The following is an 18,913-nucleotide window of genomic DNA, read 5'->3' as shown; positions in this document are numbered from 1 at the left end:
CTATGGCTGAGTGTCGTATGGAGCATCGCCAAGTCAATGGCTGGCAAGGCTTTTTGCTCTGAGAGTATAGGAAGGGAAACTCACTGATGAAGGCCGTGGGGACAAATTAAGGGCGGATCAGCTGAACAAGTGTGGATAAAGATGACCGGGGTCAATTCCCCGGTCATCTGGGGTGGCGTGAGTTAATGCGCCCCGATCACCCGATCATAGGATGTCAAGGTCAGTGAGCGGCACGGCGCAGCAGGCAAGGATCTTGCCCTCGGCCCGCTCGGCGGCGGTGATGGCGGGGGCGTCGGGGTGATCCACCTCGCCCGAGATCAGCGTCTGTTTGCAACTGCCGCAGATGCCGGCGCGGCAGCTCCATGGCAGCTCTACACCTTGCTTGTTGGCCTGATCCAGCACAGTGCCCTGATTGTTGCCGGTAAAGGCTTGGGCGCCGATACGCAGTTGCACCGCCTGATGGGGGCGGGCCGCCGAGAGAATGGCGCCGCCAAAACTCTCCTGTTTGATCCGTGCGGCCGGTACGCCGAGGGCCGCAACTTTTGCGGCAGCATCGGCCATAAAGCCGTGGGGGCCGCAGATAAAGACCTCTTTGTCGGCCAGCCCTTTGATCCGTTGCAGATGCTCATCATTGAGTCGCCCTTGCAGCCCCTGCCAGTGATTGTCCGGCTGGCTCAGGATAATGGTGAGGGTCATCCCCTGCTGCGCCATGGCATGCAGTTCGCTGGCGGCGGGAATGTCCGCTTCGCTGCGGCACAGGTGCATAAAGTGAACCGCTTCCAGCTCCCCGCGTAGCGCCAGGGTGCGGGCTATCGCCAGCATGGGGGTGACGCCGGAGCCTGCGGAGAGCAACAGGAGGTTGCGCTCGGACCCTAAGTGAAACTCGCCAGCGGGGTTGGCGGCCCGCAGCCGATCACCCACCTGCAACTGCTGGTGCAGCCAGTGGGAGATGCGGCCACCCTCCACCTTTTTGACGCTGATGCTGTAACGCTCCGGGTGATCCGGCGTGGAGCTCAGGGTATAGCGGCGCTGGATCCGCTCGTTTTTGATATCGAGGCTGATGGGCAGATGCTGGCCCGGCAGGTAGTCGGGCAGGGGCTCGCCATCGGCGGCTTCGAACCAGAAGGTCTCCAGATCCCGCGCCAGCGGTTCGCGGGCCACGCAGACCAGCTCCCGCTTCTTCGGAGCGGCGGCGGGATAGACCACCGGACGGGTGCGCTCCAGCACTTCTATCTCGCTGCCTGCCTCAATCCAGCCCTCGTTCAGGGCGATCAGGTTCTGGCCGAAGTAGACCTCGCCATCCTCGCCACGGCGGTAGCGGGTGAGGGTGGCCAGCGGCTCTTTCAGGGCGTTGAAGCGATCGGTGCCCGCTTCCACCGTGGTCATGATGCAGCGGCTGCAGGGCTTGACCACTTTAAATTCCACTTCGCCGATGCGGATGCGCACCCAGCTGTCCTCCTCGAAGGGCTGGGTATTGCTTGCCACCAGATTGGTGCGGAACTGGCTCATCTGGTGCAGCGCATCGGAGCGCAGATTGAGATCCTCAAGGGAAGCCTGGCTTATCAGCAGCAGCGGATAACCGTCGGCAAAGCTGACCCGGGTGCCGGTCTTCTCGCGAAAGCGATCAGAGGTTTCACCTAGCCAGAGCAGCTGCACTGGTTCCCCGGCCACCCGGCTCAGCCACCCATCGGCTTTGGGGTCGGTGTGCAGGGCGGTGAAACGGTCGCTCCAGACTCCGGTAGCTTGCGGGGCGCGGCTGAAGTCGACCTCTTGCAGGGTGAGCGGTTCAAAGCCCGGATAGCGCAGTTGCAAGCCTCCTTCGATGGGGGTGGCCACGATCTGTTGCAGCTGGGGATGGGTACGGGCTGTGATAAAGGTGCCGTCCGGTTTGACCACCATGTAGCGGCGATCCCCTGCCAGTCCCTCTTCGGTCACCCGGGCGCGAGCCAGCGGCATACCTGTAGTCGATTTGATGGGGTAGAGGTGAATGCTGTCTAGCCTGGGCATCTTCATATCCTTGTGACGCGGCGCGATCGCCTGCAAAAAGGGGAACATAACGGTTCCCCGGCGATCCGGCAATCCTTTCAAGGGGGCGGTCTATAGTTGGGAAAACAGAACAAGAGGGCATCGGGATGAAAATAAGCTGGTTGCTGGCGGGGAGCCTTTTTTGCCACGGGCTCTGGGCGCAGGAGCTGACCCTGACCACGGGAGAGTATCCCCCTTACTGCTCCGAGACGCTGAAATATCAGGGGCTTATCCCTCATGTGGTGAGCGAGGCATTCAAGAGTGAAGGGGTGAGCGTCAAGTTTCAGTTTCTTCCCTGGAAGCGGGCCTTTCGCTTGTCGGAGGAGGGGGTGGTGGATGGCACTGTCCACTGGTATGAGTCGAGCGAGCGGCGCAAAACCCATCTCTACAGCGATCCCATCCTGAGCGAAACCTATGTCTGGTTCTATCTCAAATCCGATCCGCTGGAATGGCACGGCTATCAGGATCTGGCGGATCGCAAGCTGGCTGCGGTCAGTGGCTATACCTACAATGCAGATTTTTTTGCAGCCATCGCGCAGGTGCCGCTGCAGGTGCAGTTCGTCACCCGGCTGCGCCAGAGCTTTGATCTGCTGCTCTCCGGCCGCGCCGACCTGACGCTGGAGAACATAGATGTCGGCTACTACTCCCTGCGTCAGTTCTACCCGGCCAGCACGGTCGATCTCTTTGCAACCCATTCAAAACCCGTGATGAAGGTCGAAGGTCACCTGCTGATCAGCCGCAAGCGTGCCAACGCTGACGAGCTGATCAAAACCTTCAATCGGGGCCTCGCCAAACTGAAAGCCAGCGGTCAGCTGGAGAAGATGTTACTTGAGTCACGTTCTGGTCTCTATGAACCATAAAGTGCAACATTTTTTGATCCTGATTCGCTAATCAGTACAAAAAAGCGGCCATTATCGACTCAGTTCCCAGTTTCTAACGCTTTCGCTTCTTCCCCATCCGGCCACCGTCCGCTTCGGCTACACGGTATCAAGCGCCATCGGGTGGGGCCTGTCACACAAAAAGAAGAAAGCAATGTATGAGCAAACAACTGGACATGACCCCATTGCCGGATCTTTCCCTGAAAACGGGAACAGGCCCGGTGCGTACTCGGCTACCCGTCTGGCGGCCGGCCCTGCCACCCTGCAATCACGCCTGCCCGGCCGGAGAAAATATCCAGGCCTGGCTCTCTTTGGCTCAGGCCGGCCGTTTTGAGGCGGCCTGGCAGACCCTGATCGAAGAGAACCCCTTGCCCGCCATTCATGGTCGGGTCTGCTATCACCCCTGCGAGAGCGCCTGCAACCGCGGTCAGGTGGATGAATCCGTCTCCATCCACGCTATCGAGCGTTTCCTCGGCGACGAGGCGCTGGCCCGTGGTTGGCAGCCTGCGCCACCTGCCCCTGCCAGCGGCAAGAAGGTGCTGGTCATAGGCGCTGGTCCCTCCGGTCTCTCCTGCGCCTGGCACCTCAACCGGCTCGGCCATCAGGTGGAGATCCGCGAAGCGGGGCCACTGGCGGGCGGCATGCTGCGCTTTGGTATTCCCGCTTACCGCTTGCCCCGCGACGTGCTGGATCGGGAGGTGGCCCGTATCGTGGCGGCCGGAGTGACGCTGACCCTCAACCACAAGGTGGAGGATGTGCTGCGCGAGCGCGACGAGGGGGGCTTTGATGCCGTCTTTATGGCCATCGGCGCCCATCTGGCCAAGCGGGTCGATATTCCGGCCCGGGAAGCGGGCAAGATCCTCGATGCGGTGAGCTTCCTCGAACAGGCGAGCCTAGCCGAAGAGCAGGGCTTGCCACCCCCCAAACTGGGACGGCGGGTGGCCATCTACGGCGGCGGCAATACCGCCATGGATGCGGCCCGCACCGCCCGCCGTTTGGGCGTTGAAGAGGCAATGATCATCTACCGCCGCGACCGGGACCATATGCCTGCTCACGCCTTTGAAGCCGACGAGGCCGAGGAGGAGGGGATCAAGATCAACTGGCTGCGCAGCATCCGTCAGCTCGACAACACCAATATCGAGGTGGAGGTGATGGCGCTGGATGCCGAGGGCAAGCCAGTACCCACCGGCAAGTTTGAAACCCTCGAAGCAGACTCCCTTATTCTGGCGCTCGGTCAGGAGGTCGATCTCTCGGTGCTGGAGAGTATTCCCGGCGTGCGGGTCAACAAGGAGGGGGTAGTGCAGGTTGGCGAAAACCTGATGACGGATGTGCCGGGTCTCTTTGCCGGTGGCGACATGGTGCCCTCCGAGCGCACCGTCACCATCGCCACCGGCCACGGCAAGAAGGCGGCGCGCCATATGGATGCCTGGCTGCGCGGTCGCCACTACCACAAACCGCTCTCCTACCCGCTGGTGGGGCCGGAGCAGTTGCAACTCTGGTTCCAGACTCACGCGCCCGCCAGCAGTCAGCCGGTCAAACCGGCGTGGGCGCGGGATGACTTTGGCGAGATCATCGGCGGGCTGGATGAGGTGGCCGCCCGCTACGAGGCGGCGCGCTGCTACTCCTGCGGCAACTGCTTCGAGTGCGACGGCTGCTATGGCAGCTGCCCCGAACAGGCCATCGCCAAGTTGGGGCCAGGCAAAGGCTATCAGGTGGATGCCGAGCGTTGCACCGGCTGCGGTGCCTGTCACGACCAGTGCCCCTGTCACGCCATCGAGCTGCGCCAACCGGAGGAGTCCCAATGAAACATGAATTGATCATGGTCGACGGCAACGAAGCCGCGGCCCGGGTGGCCTACCAGCTGAGCGAAGTGTGTGCCATCTACCCCATTACCCCGAGCTCGACCATGGCCGAATTGGCCGATGCCTGGGCGGCGGAGGGGCAGACCAACCTGTGGGGCAACATTCCCACAGTGGTGGAGATGCAGAGCGAAGGAGGAGCAGCCGGTACGGTACACGGCGCCCTGCAGGCGGGGGCGCTCGCCACCACCTTCACCGCCAGTCAGGGGCTGATGCTGATGCTGCCCAACATGTACAAGATCGCCGGTGAATTGACCTCGGCGGTGTTCCATGTGGCGGCCCGCTCGCTGGCGGCGCAGGGGCTGTCGATCTTTGGCGACCATCAGGACGTGATGGCAGCGCGCAGCACCGGCTTTGCCATGCTCGCCTCCGGCTCGGTGCAGGAGGCGCAGGACCTGGCCTTGGTTGCCCATAGCGTCACCTTGCAGTGCCGGGTGCCCTTTATCCACTTCTTCGACGGCTTTCGCACCTCCCACGAGGTGAACAAGATCACCGCCCTGCATCGGGATGAAATTCGGGCCCTTATCGACAACGACTGGGTGCGGGCTCACCGTGCGCGGGCGCTCAACCCGGATCATCCGGTGATGCGCGGCACAGCCCAGAACCCGGATACCTATTTCCAGTCCCGCGAGAGCGTCAACCCCTTCTACGAGGCGGTACCGGCGCGGGTGCAGCAGTGCATGGACAACTTGGGCGAGCTGACCGGCCGCCACTATCGGCTGGTGGAGTACCACGGTGCGCCTGATGCCACCGATGTCATCGTGCTGATGGGCTCGGGGGCGGCCACCGCCCGCACCACCGTGGATTGGCTCAACCGGCAGGATCGCAAGACCGGGGTACTGGTCATTCGCCTCTATCGCCCCTTCCCGGTACAGGCGCTGCTCGACGCGCTGCCGCAGGGCGTGCGGCGCATCGCCGTGCTGGATCGCACCAAGGAGCCGGGGGCGGGCGGCGAGCCGCTGCTGCTGGATGTGCAGAGCGCGCTGATCGACGGTTTGCAGCGCGGCCTTATCAAGCGGCTGCCCTGGCTCAGTGGCGGTCGCTATGGCCTCTCTTCCAAGGAGTTCACCCCCGCCATGTGCGCGTCGGTATTCGAGGAGCTGGCATCCGATACGCCGCGCCCGCGCTTTACCGTGGGGATTGTCGATGATGTGTCGGGCCTAAGTCTGGCCTGGCACCCCATCGGCGATCTGGAGCCCGCCAGTCGGGTGCGGGCGCTCTTCTTCGGCCTTGGTGCCGACGGCACCGTGGGCGCCAACAAGAACAGCATCAAGATCATCGGCGAGCTGGAGGGGTTCCACGCTCAGGGCTACTTCGTCTACGACTCCAAGAAGTCGGGCTCGCGCACCGTCTCCCACCTGCGCTTTGGCCCCGAGCCCATCGACGCCCCCTGGCTTATCGAGCAGGCGAGCTTTATCGGTTGCCACCAGTGGGGATTTGTCGAGTCGGTCGATCTGCTGGAGCATGCCGCCGAAGGGGCGACCCTGCTGCTCAATGCTCCCTATGAGCCTGAGCAGGTCTGGGCCGAGCTGCCCGAGCGGCTGCGCGCCCGCATCCGCGCCCTCGATATCCGCCTCTACTGCATTGACGGCGATCGGGTGGCCGAGCGCAACGGCATGGGCAATCGCATCAACACCATTATGCAGACCTGTTTCTTCGCGCTGGCTGGTATCTTGCCGCGGGATGAGGCGATTGCGTTGATCAAGGAGAGCATCGAGAAGAGCTATGCCCGCAAGGGACCCGAGGTGGTCGAGCGCAACTTCGCGGCGGTGGATGACACCCTGGCTCATCTCCATCAGGTGGCCATCCCGGCCGGTGAGGAGCAGAGCAGCGACTATCCGCTGCCGCTGGCACCGGGTGGCAGCGAGTTTGTCCAGCGCGTCACCGGCGAGATGCTGGCGGGGCGCGGCGATCTGATCCCCGTCTCCATGCTGCCGGTGGACGGTACTTACCCCACCGCCACCAGCCGTTTCGAGAAGCGGGATATCGCCCGCGAGATCCCGATTTGGCATTCGGATATCTGCATCCAGTGCGGCAACTGCGTCTTTGTCTGCCCCCACGCGGCGCTGCGGGCCAAGTTCTATCATCAGGACTGGCTGGCTACCGCCCCCGAGGCAGCGCAGTCGGTGCCCGTCACCGCCAAGGGTTTCCCCGACAGTCGCTACACCTTGCAGCTCTATCCGGAGGATTGCACCGGCTGCGGCCAGTGCGTGCAGGCCTGTCCGGTGCGGGTCGGGGCTGATGAGGAGCACGAGGGCGAGCGCGCCATCACCATGATGGACAAGGCGCCCCATCTGGCTGGTCAGAAACAGGCGCTGCGCTGGTTCGAGAGCCTGCCGTGGCCTGCCCGCGAGCGGGTGGATTTCTCCACGGTGCGTGGCACCCAGTTCCTAGAACCCCTGTTCGAGTTCTCCGGTGCCTGCGCCGGCTGCGGCGAGACCCCGTACCTTAAGCTGCTGACCCAGCTGTTTGGCGACCGCATGTTGGTGGCCAACGCCACCGGCTGCTCCTCCATCTACGGCGGCAACCTGCCGACCACGCCGTGGGCCAAGAACGGCGAAGGGAAGGGGCCGGCCTGGTCCAACTCCCTGTTTGAGGACAACGCCGAGTTTGGCTTTGGCTTCCGTCTCACTGCCGATCAGCATCACGGTCAGGCGGTGGCGGCCCTTGAGGCGATGAAGGGGGAGCTGGGCCCAGAGCTGGTCGATACCCTGATTAGCGCCCCGCAGCGGCTGGAGTCGGAGATCCGCGCCCAGCGCACCCGGGTAGCGCAAGTGCGGGAGCGGCTGGAAGAGGTGAAATCCGGCAAGGCCCGCGAGCTGCTGTCGCTTATCGATCAGCTGGTGCGCCGTTCGGTCTGGATCATCGGCGGCGATGGCTGGGCCTATGACATCGGCTCATCGGGGCTCGATCATGTGCTCGCCTCCGGCCGCGATGTGAACGTGCTGGTGATGGATACCGAGGTCTACTCCAACACCGGCGGCCAGATGTCGAAATCGACCCCGCTCGGCGCCGTCGCCAAGTTCGCGGCGGGAGGCAAGACGCTGGCCAAGAAGGATGTGGCGTTACAAGCCATCTCCTACGGCAACGTCTATGTTGCCCGCATCGCCTTTGGTGCCAACCCGCAGCAGGCGCTGCAAGCCTTGCGTGAGGCGGAGGCCTATCCGGGCCCGTCGCTTATCATCGCCTACAGCCACTGTATCGCCCACGGTATCGATATGGAGTTTGGCCTGACCCAGCAAAAACGGGCCGTGGCCTCCGGTCACTGGCCGCTGATGCGCTACAACCCGGTACTGCGCAGTGCGGGGCAGAACCCCTTTAGTCTCGACAGCCTGCGCCCCTCCATCCCCCTCGCTGAATACCGGCAGGAGGAGACCCGTTATCGGGTGCTGGCCCAGAGCCATCCGGAGGAGGCCGAGCGGCTGATGCAGGTGGCGCAAAAAGTGGCGTGGCAGAAGTGGGCCACCTACGAGGAGATGGCCACCCGCGAGGCCAGCCATTTCCATCCGCCGGTATGAGGATGGGGTTAACTCGGCATAAAACGAAGCGGGCCACTGGCCCGCTTGTTGTTTAGTGAGGATATTTTATTGACAGCCAATATGGTTAACTTCGTGGCCATTGAAGAGGAAAATAACTTGTTGATCTATTTTTCAAAGCTAGGCACGATCTCAAAAACTAGAAATTGTACTTTGATGTTTTTTGTAACACCTTTTAAGGTGGTAGGGAGTGATGTTGAAAGTAGCTGGCATAGATATCAGAGAACTAAAGCCTATTCCTGATATAGAATCTGGAGATGAAAAGGAAGTCTTTGCATTTTATGGTTTGGCTTCATTTAATGCACAGTGTGCAGAAAAGGCACTTGTGAATTTTGCTATGGGATACAAACTATTGGACGAGTCTGCCCTCACACAAGAACAATGGTTGGAGCTTTATAATGAATTAAACTCCAAGACATTTGGGCGCCTATTGGGGCAGATAAAAAGGCGAGTGGATTTATCAGAGCCGTTGTTAACTCATCTTGATGATACTTTGCAAAAAAGGAACTGGTTGGCCCATGATTTCTTTTACGATTATGCCATCCAGATGGGAGATTATAATGGACGTATTCAGATGATAACAGAATTGCAATCTCTAATTGTTAAATTTCAGGTTGCAGATCTAGCTATTGAAAAATTAAATTCTTTAGTGTGGCAAAAATTTGGTATTGATGAGCTTTGGATTCAAAATGAATTATCATCTAGACAGTCAGAGTATCAATCAGCCAAGAACACTTAGCAAAGTTATTAGTTCATCAAAAGAGATTTTTATAAGGTTGAATAAATCAGTTGTTTTATGTGGTAGAGTAAGAAAAGTCAGTCTGCCACATCTATTCTGTTGCTGCTGTGTTATTAAGGAATAAAGGGATGGGTATAAATGTTTAATGACCGTTCAAATGTAAATTTAATTTTTGAAGGTTCTCACCTATAAATCTAGGTTAACGGTGGTTAAAAGATCATTAAAAATACAGTTTCTTTATGTCCAAAATTTCATAGAAAACGCCATTTTTATTTAGATGCAACCTGACGAATTTCAAAGAACATTTATCAACACGTAGTGTTCTTGGCCTTCACTGGTGGTAAGGCTTCCTTTTCCTACCAAGGCAGGTAAGCTGCGGGGCAAATAGCGTCAAGCAGGAGAAGGGACGATGACAGAACAACATATCGCCGGGACGATCGGCATTCTGGGGGCGGGTTGGCTCGGGCTGCCGCTGGCGCGGGCCATGCTGGCGGCAGGCAAGCAGGTCGCTGTCACGGTCAGTAGCGCCGAGAAGGCAGCCCGTCTGCAGGGGGAGGGGATCGATGCCTATCCGCTGACGATTTCTGCCCATATGTCGGATGCGTGGCCCATCCCCTGCGAATCGTTGGTTATCTGCGTACCGCCCAGCAAGACCGATGACTACCCGCAGGCGGTGGCAAAGGCCTGCGCGTTGGCCAAAGCGCACGGCACGCGGCGGGTGCTGTTTGTCAGCGCCACCTCGGTGTGGGGCGCAGGACAACAGGAGGGGGAAGAACCCCAACCCCGCCATGCCCGTGGCGAGCGGATGCTGGCGGCGGAGCAGGCGGTGCTGGCGGCCGGTTTCGAGACGGTGATGATAGTGCGCCCCTCCGGCCTTTATGGCCCGGATCGTCATCCCGGCCGTTTCCTCGCGGGCAAGACCCTCGATGGCGGCGCCCAGTCGGTCAATCTGGTCCATCTGGACGATGTGGTGGCGGCTTGCATGCTGCTGCTGGAGCGGGGCAAGGACGGGGATGTGTTCAACCTGAGCGCGCCTGTGCATCCGCGCCGCGAGCAGTTCTACCCCTTTGCGGCGCGCCAGCAGGGGCTGCCTGTGCCGGTCTTTATCGAGCCTGCCGGTGAATTCCAGCCCATCGACGGTCAGCTGATTTGTCAGCAGATGGGATTCAACTATCGCTGGCCCGATCCGGCCCACTGGTTTGCCGAGCTCGCCGCCTCGGGCAATTGAGGTTTGCCAAGGGGGTGATCGCCCCCTATCATGCCGCCATCCATGAGAGAGAGGCGGTAATGATGGTAGATACAAAACGTCACCCCGATGGGGAGTTGTTGCTGAGAACCCTGGCAATGCCAGCCGATACCAACCCCAATGGCGACATCTTTGGTGGCTGGATCATGTCCCAGATGGATATAGGTGGGGGCATTATGGCCAAGGAGCTGGCAAAAGGACGTATTTGTACCGTATCCGTCGAAGGCATGACCTTTCACAGTCCGGTCAAGGTGGGCGATGTGGTCTGCTGCTACGGCCGCTGCATGAAGATCGGCCGCAGCTCCATGAAGCTCAAGCTGGAGGTGTGGGTCAAGCCGGTACTGCGGGAAAACGACGCCCAGCGTTACTGTGTGACCGAGGGGATCTTCACCTATGTCGCCATCGACGAACAGGGCAAATCCCGCCCGGTTCCGGTGAGTGCCTGATTAAATCAGCCGGGCATTGATGATGGATATTTCCTGCTCAAGCCCGGTTTTTTGCCGTATCATGCGTTCCAGCATCTCTTCCGAGCCCACATATTGCAGGGTGTCAAACAGGCAGAGATCGCATTGAGGGTCCCGTCTTATCTGATAGACGGTGGCCAGCTCCACTTGATGACAATTTCCTTGTTGATCATAAAACGTCACGTTGTACCGAAGTTCTTTCGCCATGAGACAAGGTCCTTCTGGTTGAGTGGAACAGGGACTATCAGCTTAGTCGGCGTGGATGACGTTTGTGATGGTCGCAACAAAAAGCAAAGGCGGGCGGTTGTTAGCCAATGAAAAATAGTTATCGCATTCTTGGCACCTCCCTGCTGACCCTGGGGTTGGTAGGCTGTTTTGAGGTGCCGGATCAGAACCATCTGGTCACAGCTCAAGGGATTGTGCCGGGACTCGACTGCCAGCGTCCGCCGCTGGTAGCGTTGGCGACCACGGCGCTGCCCCGTGAATTCGGGGTGACGGTGTGGAATCTCTACAAGGGCCAGCGCAAGAACTGGCGCGAAGGGATGGACAGTTATGCCAAGGGGCAGGATCTGGTGCTGCTGCAAGAGTCGGCCACCCGTCCCGAGATGCTCGACTGGCTGCGCGCCGGTGATTTCCAGTGGCAACAGCTGCAAGCCTTCACCCAGGGCGGCGTGTCGTTCGGGGTGATGACGGTGGCCAAGACTCCGCAGGCGTTCGTCTGTGGCGTGCGCTCCCCCGAACCTTTGCTGCGCATCCCCAAATCCGGGCTGGTGAGCCTCTATCCGCTGCAGGGCGATCCTGACGGCGTCATGGTCATCAATATCCATGCGGTCAATTTCGAGCTGGGAATGGCTACCTTCCGCGAGCAGCTCAACGATCTGACTGCGCTGGTGCGCCGCCATCAGGGGCCGGTGATCCTGGCCGGTGATTTCAACACCTGGAGTGACAAGCGTCAGTTCTGGTTAAGCAAACTGGTGGACGAGCTGGGCCTGCAAGAGGCCGTGCCGGCGCCTGATTTGCGCCGCACCGCCTTCGGTCGCCCGCTGGATCACCTCTACTACCGCAATCTGGATTTGGTCGAGGTGAGTTCACCGGCGACCGACAGTTCGGATCACAACCCCATCATTGCGCGCTTTGCCGCACAGTCTGTGACTCCCTGACAAGGGATAGTGCGAGTTCCGCTCATAAAAAAATCCGGCGCCTGATGGCGCCGGATTTTTTATACGCTCTGGCGGTTAACCAGCTCGGGATGAACCGCAGGAATTACTGGTAGAGACCCAGATTCGCTTTGGCGTAGGCTTCGAAATCGGTGCAGCCACCGATGTGCTGCTCATCCAGGAAGATCTGCGGCACGGTATTGACCGGCTTGCCGGCGCTCTTGGCCAGATCTTCTTTGGTGATGCCTTCGGCATGGATATCCACGTAGCGGAATTTGAAGTCATCGCGCTGTTCGGTCAGCTGCTCGGCGATCTGTACGGCACGGACACAGTAGGGGCAACCCGGGCGACCAAAAATCACTGCAAACATATTTTCTCTCCGTTTTTTAAGCCGTTTTTGTATGGCCGTTGATATGAGGCAGGCAACAGCATAGCCCTGCCTCGTGGCGACTTGAAGCCGAAATTATCGATACCCTGATTCGAGTGGGCCTATTGGCTCAGCTCTCATCGGCGATCTGGATCGGCTGCTGCTGATAGATGCTCTCCAGCACCCCCTTCTCGAATACGGTCCAGGGCCACGGCGCCTTGCTGGCACGATAGCGCTCATGGGTGGCCGGATCTTGGGACAGGCCACGCTGGAACATCACGAACGCCTTGCGCTGGCCGCCCGCCGTATCGATAAAGCCCACCAGATTGGAGGTGCCGGTGATGGTACCTGTCTTGGCATGGACCTTGTTCTTCATCATGGGGGCGGTGACGCTGCGGCGCCACGCCAGGGTGCCATCCACCTGAGAGCTTGGCAGCAGCTTGATCAGGCCAAGTTCGGCATCATTTTTCTGGATGAAGTTCAGCACCGACATCATCTGACGGGCGCTGATGAGATTGTGAGCGGAGAGACCGGAGCCGTCTGCCAGGGTGGCATTGCCCAGATCGATACCGTTCTTGGTCAGAATGGCGCGCACCGCCATGGTGCCGCTGCGATAGCTGCCCGGCTTGTTGTAGTAGTGACGACCCACGGTTTTGAGGAAGGTATCGGCGTAGAGGTTGTCCGATTTCTTCAGCATCTTGGCGAGCATTACCGGCAGGGAGACCGAGTAGTGGGTGCCTAGGGTCTCTGCCCCTTCAGGGGCCTTGTGGGTGACCCGCAGCAGGCCATCATGCTTGATACCGGCCCGGTTCATCGCCCAGCGGATGTTGTCCCAGCCCCAAGCCTCCACATCGTGAATGGCGAAACGCAGTCCCTGCGGCTCCTTGTTCGGAGTAATGCAGCCCTTGAGCTCGTAGAAGTTGCCCTTGGCCATGTCCACTTCCAGTGCGCAGAACTGGCGCGCCATGTCGCCATAGCTCATCACTTCCACGTTGTCGGCACCGATGCCGATGGGGACGCCGGTGGCCACGTTGCCCACCGCCGGTTTGCCAATCTGGGTGGCAGTGATGGTGCCGTAGGCGCAGTTCTTGTCGATGATGACCGAGGAGACGGGCGCTGCGAAGCAGAGGGTCTGATCTCCCCACGACCAGCCGTTGCCGCGCTCGTAGCCGTTGTAGGCGCCGGTGTTGACGTAGACATTGCCCTTGATGCTGGTGACGCCGAGCTGCTTGAACAGGGCCAGCAGATCCATCCGGGAGAGGGTGGGGTCGCCGACGAAGTTGATCCAGATATCGCCGTTGATGGTGTCACCCTGTTTGGCACCCGGCTGGGCCTGAATATCGGTGGCGAAGCGGAAATCAGCACCCAGCTCGAGGCGGGCCGCCAGCGCGGTGAGCACCTTCATGGTGGAGGCGGGGGCGATCATCTGATCGGCGTGGCGGGCGAACTCGACGCCGTTATTGCCCTGCACCATGATGGCGTACTGGCCACCCTGAGGGGGCGTCAGCGGGGCGGCATGAGCCGCCAGAGAAGAAAAGAGAGCACAAAAACCAATCAACAGCCGCTGCATAACATCCTCTAACGTGACGAAGGGCCCGGCAGTGGTGCCGACCCTGATAATTCAACCAGCCGATGCGGGATCGACGGGATAACGCAATTCATGCCATCTATGCCGGTCGCCATCATGTCATCGAGTTGGCGGTACGATAGCGACCTTCATAATCAAAAATCTTCTCTTTTATCTGCCAGAAACGACCCGATTTGCGGGCGATGACAAAATCCGGATGACGGAACTGGCTTTCTGCCGCCAGCACGCTCGCCAGGGTGGCAAATTCGGGCTCCAGCCCCGGGGCGGGCCAATGATGACGCACAAAGTGCTGTTGAAACAAGCGCCGTGCGCCCGGGGAGTGAAATCCGAAGTATTCACTGAGGGTCAGCCCATCCTCATCGTGGTAGGTCACCTCCAGCCGCTCCCCCTGTTTGCCGCGCCCTGCGGTGAGGGTGAGACCGGCGCAGCGGATCACCATGCAATCCTTGAGATTGAGCGCCTCTTTAAGCTTGTCGTCAGGGTCGACCAGCAGCTGATCGCAGCTCTGGCAGCGGCGGGCGGCGATGTCGTTCTCCGCGCCGCAGCCGGGGCAGATCTTGGCGCGAAAGCGGTAGTCACACTCTTCGCGGTTGCCCTCGTCATCTTCAAACAGCCCCTGACAGCGGCGACCGTAGTGCTCGATCACCTTGCCATCCTCGTCGGTTTTGCCCCAGAAGGTGTTGGCAAAACCGCAGGCGGGGCAGGGCACCTGTACCGGCTCGGTACCGGCGTGGGGGCGAGGCTCCCCCACTTCGGGGGCAAACAGGTTGAAGTTGTTGCCCGCATAGTCGAGCACCAGACAATCCTCCTTGCCCGGCGAGAGGCGCAGGCCCCGCCCGACAATCTGCTGATAGAGGGAGACCGACTCGGTGGGGCGCAGCATCACGATAAGATCGACATGAGGGGCATCGAAGCCGGTGGTGAGCACCGCCACGTTGACCAGAAACTTGAGCTCCCGCGCCTTGAAGGCGTTGATGAGGGCATCACGCTCCGGCCCCGGGGTCTCGCCGGTGATAAGGGCCGCCTGCTGGCCTCTGGCGCCAAGCAGACCGTGAATTTCGCGGGCGTGCTCGACGGTGGCGGCGAAGATCATCACCCCCTGCCGGTCGGCAGCATACTCCAGCACCTGACTCAGGATATGGGGGGTGACCCGCTGCTGGCGCTTGAGCTCGCCGTTGAGATCTGCCTCGCTGAAGAGGCCATTCTCCCGCGCCACCAGCTTGCTGAAGTCGTAGTGGACGATGGGAGCATCCACCATGCGCGGTGGGGTCAGGTAGCCGTTTTTGACCATAAAACGCAGGGGCAGCTCGAACACGCAGTCGCCGAACAGCCGCTCGCCGTGGCTCTTGACCATGCCGTGGTAGTGGCGCCGGTAGATCCAGCCCAGCCCGAGCCGATAAGGGGTGGCGGTGAGGCCGAGGATCTTGAGGGCGGGATTGGCGGCCTTGAGATGGCCTAACACCTGATGGTACTGGCTGTCGTCATCGAGCGAGACCCGATGGCACTCGTCGATGATGAGCAGCGAGAAGGCGCTGTCGAAGGCCGCCAGATTGCGGGCAACCGACTGCACCGAGCCGAACACCACCTGGGCGCTCGCCTCCTTGCGATCCAGGCCGGCAGCGAAAATATCGGCCTTGAGCCCCCACGCCTCGTACTTGGCGTGGTTTTGCTCCACCAGCTCCTTGACGTGGGCCAGCACCAGCACCCGACCGCGTGCCTTGCGGGCCAGTTCGGCAATCACCAGACTCTTGCCAGCCCCGGTGGGTAGCACCACCACGGCGGGATCCGGGTGTTTGCGAAAGTGGCTGATCACGGCGTTGACGGCGTCGGTCTGATAGGGTCTGAGAACGAACATGAGGGCGTGGCGTTTTGGCATGGTACGGCGCAGGGTGGCGCCATTATAGGGTGCTTGCCGCCACAAAAACAGCGGGCCGGCATGATGCCGGCCCGCAGGGTGCCTAGGTGCTGATCAATGGAACGGGAAGATGTAGTTCATCCAGCTTGCCATGCGCAGCAGCACTTTGCGCATCACAGATACATGGTGGAAGTAGTGGGTATAGATGGCAGCCTGCCCGCTGGAGCCTGCAATTACCTGATACTTGGCCCACTCGGGGTCGGTAATGGAGATGACTACCGGCAGGCGACCCGGACGCACCGCCGTGGTCTGATCCAGCAGACCGGCGTTGGCCTGCACGTTACCGGCGGCAATGGCCGGAACCACGGCGGTTACCTTGCCTTTGAAGATTTTGCCGGGTACGCCATCGATCACCACTTCGGCCTCATCACCCACCGCCAGTCGCTGCATGCTGTTCTGCCAGAACCAGCCGACGTAGGCGGTGTCATCCTTGTGGATGAAGGTCATCACCGGACGATACATGAAAGGGGTGGCGATCATGCCGGGGCGCAGGGCCAGCTGCACCACATGGCCATCGCTCGGGGCATAGACCACGGTTTGTGACTGCTGGTACTTGGCTTCCATCAGCTGGGCTTGCAGATCGTTCAGGGTGGCTTTCTGCTGGTCAATCTGGGCTACGATGTCATCCACGTTGGCCTGGGTGACGTCGAGGTCACGCTGCTTGCCCACGCCACGACGCATCAGGTCGCTGGCGCGATCCCGATCCAGTCTGGCGGAGCGCAGTCTCGCCTCGATGGACTTGAGGTGCTCGCGGTTGGATTCGACCCGTGCGGTGAGGCTCTCCACTTTCAGGCGGAACGGTTCGTCATCGAGGCGAAACAGCACGTCGCCTTTTTTCACCGGCTGATTGGCCTGCACCGGAACCTCAACCACCCGGCCCTTGACCAGCGGCACTATGGGGGTGGAGACGTAGTAGTTGCGCGCCATCTCGGAGTAGGGGTGGTTGTAGTTCATCAGCATGATCAGGGTGCCGATGAGCAGCACGCCGCCCAGTGCTGCGGTGGGGACGGTCCACTTGTTGAGCGGGATACGGAAAATTTTGAATATGGCGACACACAGCGCCGTGTAGGTCAGGATCAGTAGCAGGTCCATGGTTTATCCCTGTTGCTCACTCTGTTCGATAGTGTTGATACGACTCTTCAGGTCCGCCAACTCCTGCTTGAGGGCCGCCAGCTCCTCTTCATCTTTTTGCAGCCGCTGGCTAAAGCCCCAGCCGCGATCGGGACGATAGATGGTTGCCCAGATCCAGAGGAAGGGCCACAGCACATGCAGGGTAAACAGGCTGACCCAACCTGCCACGTGAATGGCATCCTGATGAGGGTGATTCCGATGTTTGGCAATCTCGTAAGGAATATCGTGGATAACGATGACTCCATAAAAAATGACCAGCCCGACAAAGACGAGTAGACCAAGTGCAAAATAATCAAGGGCCATTTATAACCTCCACTGGCATGACGCACAGCTTAATCATTGGTTCCAACAAGCACTAAAGCAATTAAGAATCACACATTTATCGTCAGTTCGCCCGGAATCTTAAAGCTATTCGCTGTATTGAAGCTGAAGCCGTCCAACAGTTGTCTTATTAGTCTTTTTGTCATTAAAAAAGGCGCCATCAGGCGCCTTTTTGTGCTGCTTTCGCTGCATTTTTTGCTGTTTTTACCCTTCGCTGGTACTGCTGACCAGCGGCTGGCGGAACTTCATCAGGAAGGCCACGGTAATGGCCGCCGTTGCAGTCAGGCCGATGATGGTGGAGGTCCCCATCTCCAGCCCGAACCCGATGGGGGCGTTGGCCAGATAGGTGATCACCACAGCAGTCATGAACATGGCGGGAATGGTGCAGATCCAGTGCAGCTTGCCCTCTTTGATGAGGTAGGCAGCCGCAGCCCACAACATGATGACGGCGGTGGTCTGGTTGGCCCAGCCGAAGTAGCGCCAGATCACCCCGAATTCAGCCTTGGAGATGATAAAACCAAGGATAAACATGGGGATGGCGATCAGCAGACGCTTGGCCAGCGGCTTCTGGGTCATCTTCAGGAAGTCCGCCACGATCAGACGAGCACTGCGAAACGCGGTGTCACCGGAGGTGATGGGCAGGATCACCACGCCGAGGATGGCCAGAATGCCGCCGACTGTGCCGAGCAGGCTGGTGGAGACTTCGTGTACCACGGCTGCCGGGCCGCCGTTGGCCATGGTGGCGTTGAGCGCTTCAGTGCTGTCGTAGAAGGAGAGACCCAGGGTGCACCAGATAAGGGCGATGATCCCTTCACCGATCATTGCGCCGTAGAAGATGAAGCGGCCGGATTTTTCGTTCTGCATGCAGCGCGCCATCAGCGGTGACTGGGTGGCGTGGAAGCCTGATACCGCGCCACAGGCGATAGTGATGAACAGCAGCGGCCACAGTGGCAGCTCGGTCGGGTGCAGGTTGGAGAAGTCCATCCCGGTGTTGTAGAAGCCTTTGCCGGAGGCGATCAGGCCAACGATGAGGCCGACCGACATGAAGACCAGCAGGGCGCCGAAGATGGGGTAGAAGCGACCGATGATCTTGTCGATGGGGACTATGGTCGCGAGGATGTAGTAGGCAAAGATTGCCACGATCCAGTAGACCAGATCGGTGGAGGTGAGGTTGGCCAAGAGGCCCGCCGGGCTCAGCACGAATACTACGCCCACCAGCATCAACAGCACCACGGCAAACAGGTTCATGAAGTGCTTGGCGGCGGTGCCCAGATGCTCACCGACCACGGTTGGTACCGAGGCCCCCTTGGCGCGTACCGACAGCATGCCGGAGAAGTAGTCATGTACCGCACCTGCGAAGATGCAGCCAAAGACGATCCACAGCATGGCGACGGGGCCGTAGAGGGCACCCAGGATGGGGCCGAAGATGGGGCCAACGCCTGCGATGTTGAGCAGTTGAACCAGATAGACTTTCTTGTCCGACATCGGGACATAGTCCACTCCGTCAGCCATGGTGATGGCGGGGGTTTTCAGCTCGGGTTTCGGGCTGAATATCCGTTCGATGAATTTGCCGTATATGAAGTAGCCGGCCACAAGTAAGCCGACACAGAGGAAGAACCAGATCATTGCTACGCTCCTGCATTGTTATTTTTTAGTGTGCAGAGCGAGTCTAAAACGGTTGCGCCTG

15 protein-coding genes are annotated in these 18,913 nt (G+C 59.9%); 7 read left to right on the top strand and 8 right to left on the bottom strand.

Annotation, left to right across the window (positions count from 1 at the left end; translation table 11 throughout):
• Positions 1-204 precede the first annotated feature (204 nt).
• Positions 205-2,055, bottom strand: coding sequence for a hybrid-cluster NAD(P)-dependent oxidoreductase (locus tag ACW5XC_RS04795; RefSeq protein ID WP_178378375.1), 1,851 nt, complete (start codon positions 2,053-2,055; stop codon positions 205-207).
• Positions 2,056-2,132: 77 nt separating this feature from the next.
• On the opposite strand from ACW5XC_RS04795, the gene ACW5XC_RS04790 reads away from it, so the two are divergent.
• The 6 genes from ACW5XC_RS04790 to yciA all read left to right on the top strand — a co-directional run bounded on the left by ACW5XC_RS04790 (position 2,133) and on the right by yciA (position 10,729).
• Entirely contained in the window at positions 2,133-2,885 is a 753-nt protein-coding gene (locus ACW5XC_RS04790) for a substrate-binding periplasmic protein (protein ID WP_042055568.1), read from the top strand.
• A gap of 176 nt (positions 2,886-3,061) precedes the next feature.
• Complete coding sequence (locus tag ACW5XC_RS04785; protein WP_042055566.1) at positions 3,062-4,708, top strand: NAD(P)-binding protein; 1,647 nt, start codon at positions 3,062-3,064, stop codon at positions 4,706-4,708.
• Positions 4,705-8,280: a pyruvate:ferredoxin (flavodoxin) oxidoreductase gene (nifJ, locus tag ACW5XC_RS04780; protein WP_074042680.1), complete on the top strand. Its 3,576-nt coding sequence runs from the start codon at positions 4,705-4,707 to the stop codon at positions 8,278-8,280. The genes ACW5XC_RS04785 and nifJ overlap by 4 nt, the downstream gene beginning before the upstream one ends.
• Before the next feature lie 211 nt (positions 8,281-8,491).
• The gene (locus tag ACW5XC_RS04775) at positions 8,492-9,037 is read left to right on the top strand and encodes a hypothetical protein (RefSeq protein WP_236727590.1); all 546 of its coding nucleotides are present in this window, start codon (positions 8,492-8,494) and stop codon (positions 9,035-9,037) included.
• A 409-nt stretch (positions 9,038-9,446) separates the two neighbouring features.
• Positions 9,447-10,265 (top strand): SDR family oxidoreductase, encoded by an 819-nt coding sequence (locus ACW5XC_RS04770; RefSeq protein ID WP_042055561.1) that lies wholly within the window; start codon positions 9,447-9,449, stop codon positions 10,263-10,265.
• 59 nt (positions 10,266-10,324) lie between these two features.
• On the top strand, positions 10,325-10,729 hold the full coding sequence (gene yciA, locus ACW5XC_RS04765; RefSeq protein WP_005337875.1) for an acyl-CoA thioester hydrolase YciA: 405 nt from the start codon (positions 10,325-10,327) through the stop codon (positions 10,727-10,729).
• Here the strand turns inward: yciA and ACW5XC_RS04760 are convergent, their stop codons facing one another.
• Positions 10,730-10,954 (bottom strand): hypothetical protein, encoded by a 225-nt coding sequence (locus ACW5XC_RS04760; protein ID WP_005337874.1) that lies wholly within the window; start codon positions 10,952-10,954, stop codon positions 10,730-10,732.
• 107 nt (positions 10,955-11,061) lie between these two features.
• Between ACW5XC_RS04760 and ACW5XC_RS04755 the strand changes: the two genes are divergently transcribed.
• Entirely contained in the window at positions 11,062-11,907 is an 846-nt protein-coding gene (locus ACW5XC_RS04755) for an endonuclease/exonuclease/phosphatase family protein (RefSeq protein WP_042055558.1), read from the top strand.
• A gap of 103 nt (positions 11,908-12,010) precedes the next feature.
• Here ACW5XC_RS04755 and ACW5XC_RS04750 read toward each other — a convergent pair whose 3' ends face one another.
• The 6 genes from ACW5XC_RS04750 to ACW5XC_RS04725 form a co-directional block, all read right to left on the bottom strand.
• Positions 12,011-12,307 carry a GrxA family glutaredoxin gene (locus ACW5XC_RS04750; protein ID WP_224970215.1) on the bottom strand — a complete coding sequence of 99 codons (297 nt, stop codon included), beginning with the start codon at positions 12,305-12,307 and terminating at the stop codon, positions 12,011-12,013.
• Positions 12,308-12,401: 94 nt separating this feature from the next.
• Positions 12,402-13,841 carry a D-alanyl-D-alanine carboxypeptidase/D-alanyl-D-alanine endopeptidase gene (gene dacB, locus ACW5XC_RS04745; protein ID WP_005350510.1) on the bottom strand — a complete coding sequence of 480 codons (1,440 nt, stop codon included), beginning with the start codon at positions 13,839-13,841 and terminating at the stop codon, positions 12,402-12,404.
• Positions 13,842-13,953: 112 nt separating this feature from the next.
• Positions 13,954-15,714, bottom strand: a complete 1,761-nt coding sequence (locus ACW5XC_RS04740) for a DEAD/DEAH box helicase (protein ID WP_042055590.1) — start codon at positions 15,712-15,714, stop codon at positions 13,954-13,956.
• A 114-nt stretch (positions 15,715-15,828) separates the two neighbouring features.
• A complete protein-coding gene (locus ACW5XC_RS04735; RefSeq protein ID WP_042055557.1) occupies positions 15,829-16,866 on the bottom strand; it encodes an HlyD family secretion protein in 1,038 nt (345 codons plus the stop codon).
• A 3-nt stretch (positions 16,867-16,869) separates the two neighbouring features.
• Positions 16,870-17,208, bottom strand: a complete 339-nt coding sequence (locus ACW5XC_RS04730; RefSeq protein WP_005337862.1) for a DUF3302 domain-containing protein — start codon at positions 17,206-17,208, stop codon at positions 16,870-16,872.
• Positions 17,209-17,430: 222 nt separating this feature from the next.
• On the bottom strand, positions 17,431-18,852 hold the full coding sequence (locus tag ACW5XC_RS04725) for a carbon starvation CstA family protein (RefSeq protein ID WP_005350521.1): 1,422 nt from the start codon (positions 18,850-18,852) through the stop codon (positions 17,431-17,433).
• Positions 18,853-18,913 lie beyond the last annotated feature (61 nt).

Source organism: Aeromonas sp. 25-AL00135 (assembly GCF_054052385.1).
Note: the sequence above shows the minus strand (reverse complement) of the source record. Positions and strands in the feature narration are given on the sequence as shown.

Bases quoted from the DNA above. Each gene is read 5' to 3' on its own strand.
- ACW5XC_RS04795 (WP_178378375.1), bottom strand. From the start codon at position 2,055: ATGTTCCCCTTTTTGCAGGCGATCGCGCCGCGTCACAAGGATATGAAG.
- ACW5XC_RS04790 (WP_042055568.1), top strand. From the start codon at position 2,133: ATGAAAATAAGCTGGTTGCTGGCGGGGAGCCTTTTTTGCCACGGGCTC.
- ACW5XC_RS04785 (WP_042055566.1), top strand. From the start codon at position 3,062: ATGAGCAAACAACTGGACATGACCCCATTGCCGGATCTTTCCCTGAAA.
- nifJ (WP_074042680.1), top strand. From the start codon at position 4,705: ATGAAACATGAATTGATCATGGTCGACGGCAACGAAGCCGCGGCCCGG.
- ACW5XC_RS04775 (WP_236727590.1), top strand. From the start codon at position 8,492: ATGTTGAAAGTAGCTGGCATAGATATCAGAGAACTAAAGCCTATTCCT.
- ACW5XC_RS04770 (WP_042055561.1), top strand. From the start codon at position 9,447: ATGACAGAACAACATATCGCCGGGACGATCGGCATTCTGGGGGCGGGT.
- yciA (WP_005337875.1), top strand. From the start codon at position 10,325: ATGATGGTAGATACAAAACGTCACCCCGATGGGGAGTTGTTGCTGAGA.
- ACW5XC_RS04760 (WP_005337874.1), bottom strand. From the start codon at position 10,954: ATGGCGAAAGAACTTCGGTACAACGTGACGTTTTATGATCAACAAGGA.
- ACW5XC_RS04755 (WP_042055558.1), top strand. From the start codon at position 11,062: ATGAAAAATAGTTATCGCATTCTTGGCACCTCCCTGCTGACCCTGGGG.
- dacB (WP_005350510.1), bottom strand. From the start codon at position 13,841: ATGCAGCGGCTGTTGATTGGTTTTTGTGCTCTCTTTTCTTCTCTGGCG.
- ACW5XC_RS04740 (WP_042055590.1), bottom strand. From the start codon at position 15,714: ATGTTCGTTCTCAGACCCTATCAGACCGACGCCGTCAACGCCGTGATC.
- ACW5XC_RS04735 (WP_042055557.1), bottom strand. From the start codon at position 16,866: ATGGACCTGCTACTGATCCTGACCTACACGGCGCTGTGTGTCGCCATA.
- ACW5XC_RS04730 (WP_005337862.1), bottom strand. From the start codon at position 17,208: ATGGCCCTTGATTATTTTGCACTTGGTCTACTCGTCTTTGTCGGGCTG.
- ACW5XC_RS04725 (WP_005350521.1), bottom strand. From the start codon at position 18,852: ATGATCTGGTTCTTCCTCTGTGTCGGCTTACTTGTGGCCGGCTACTTC.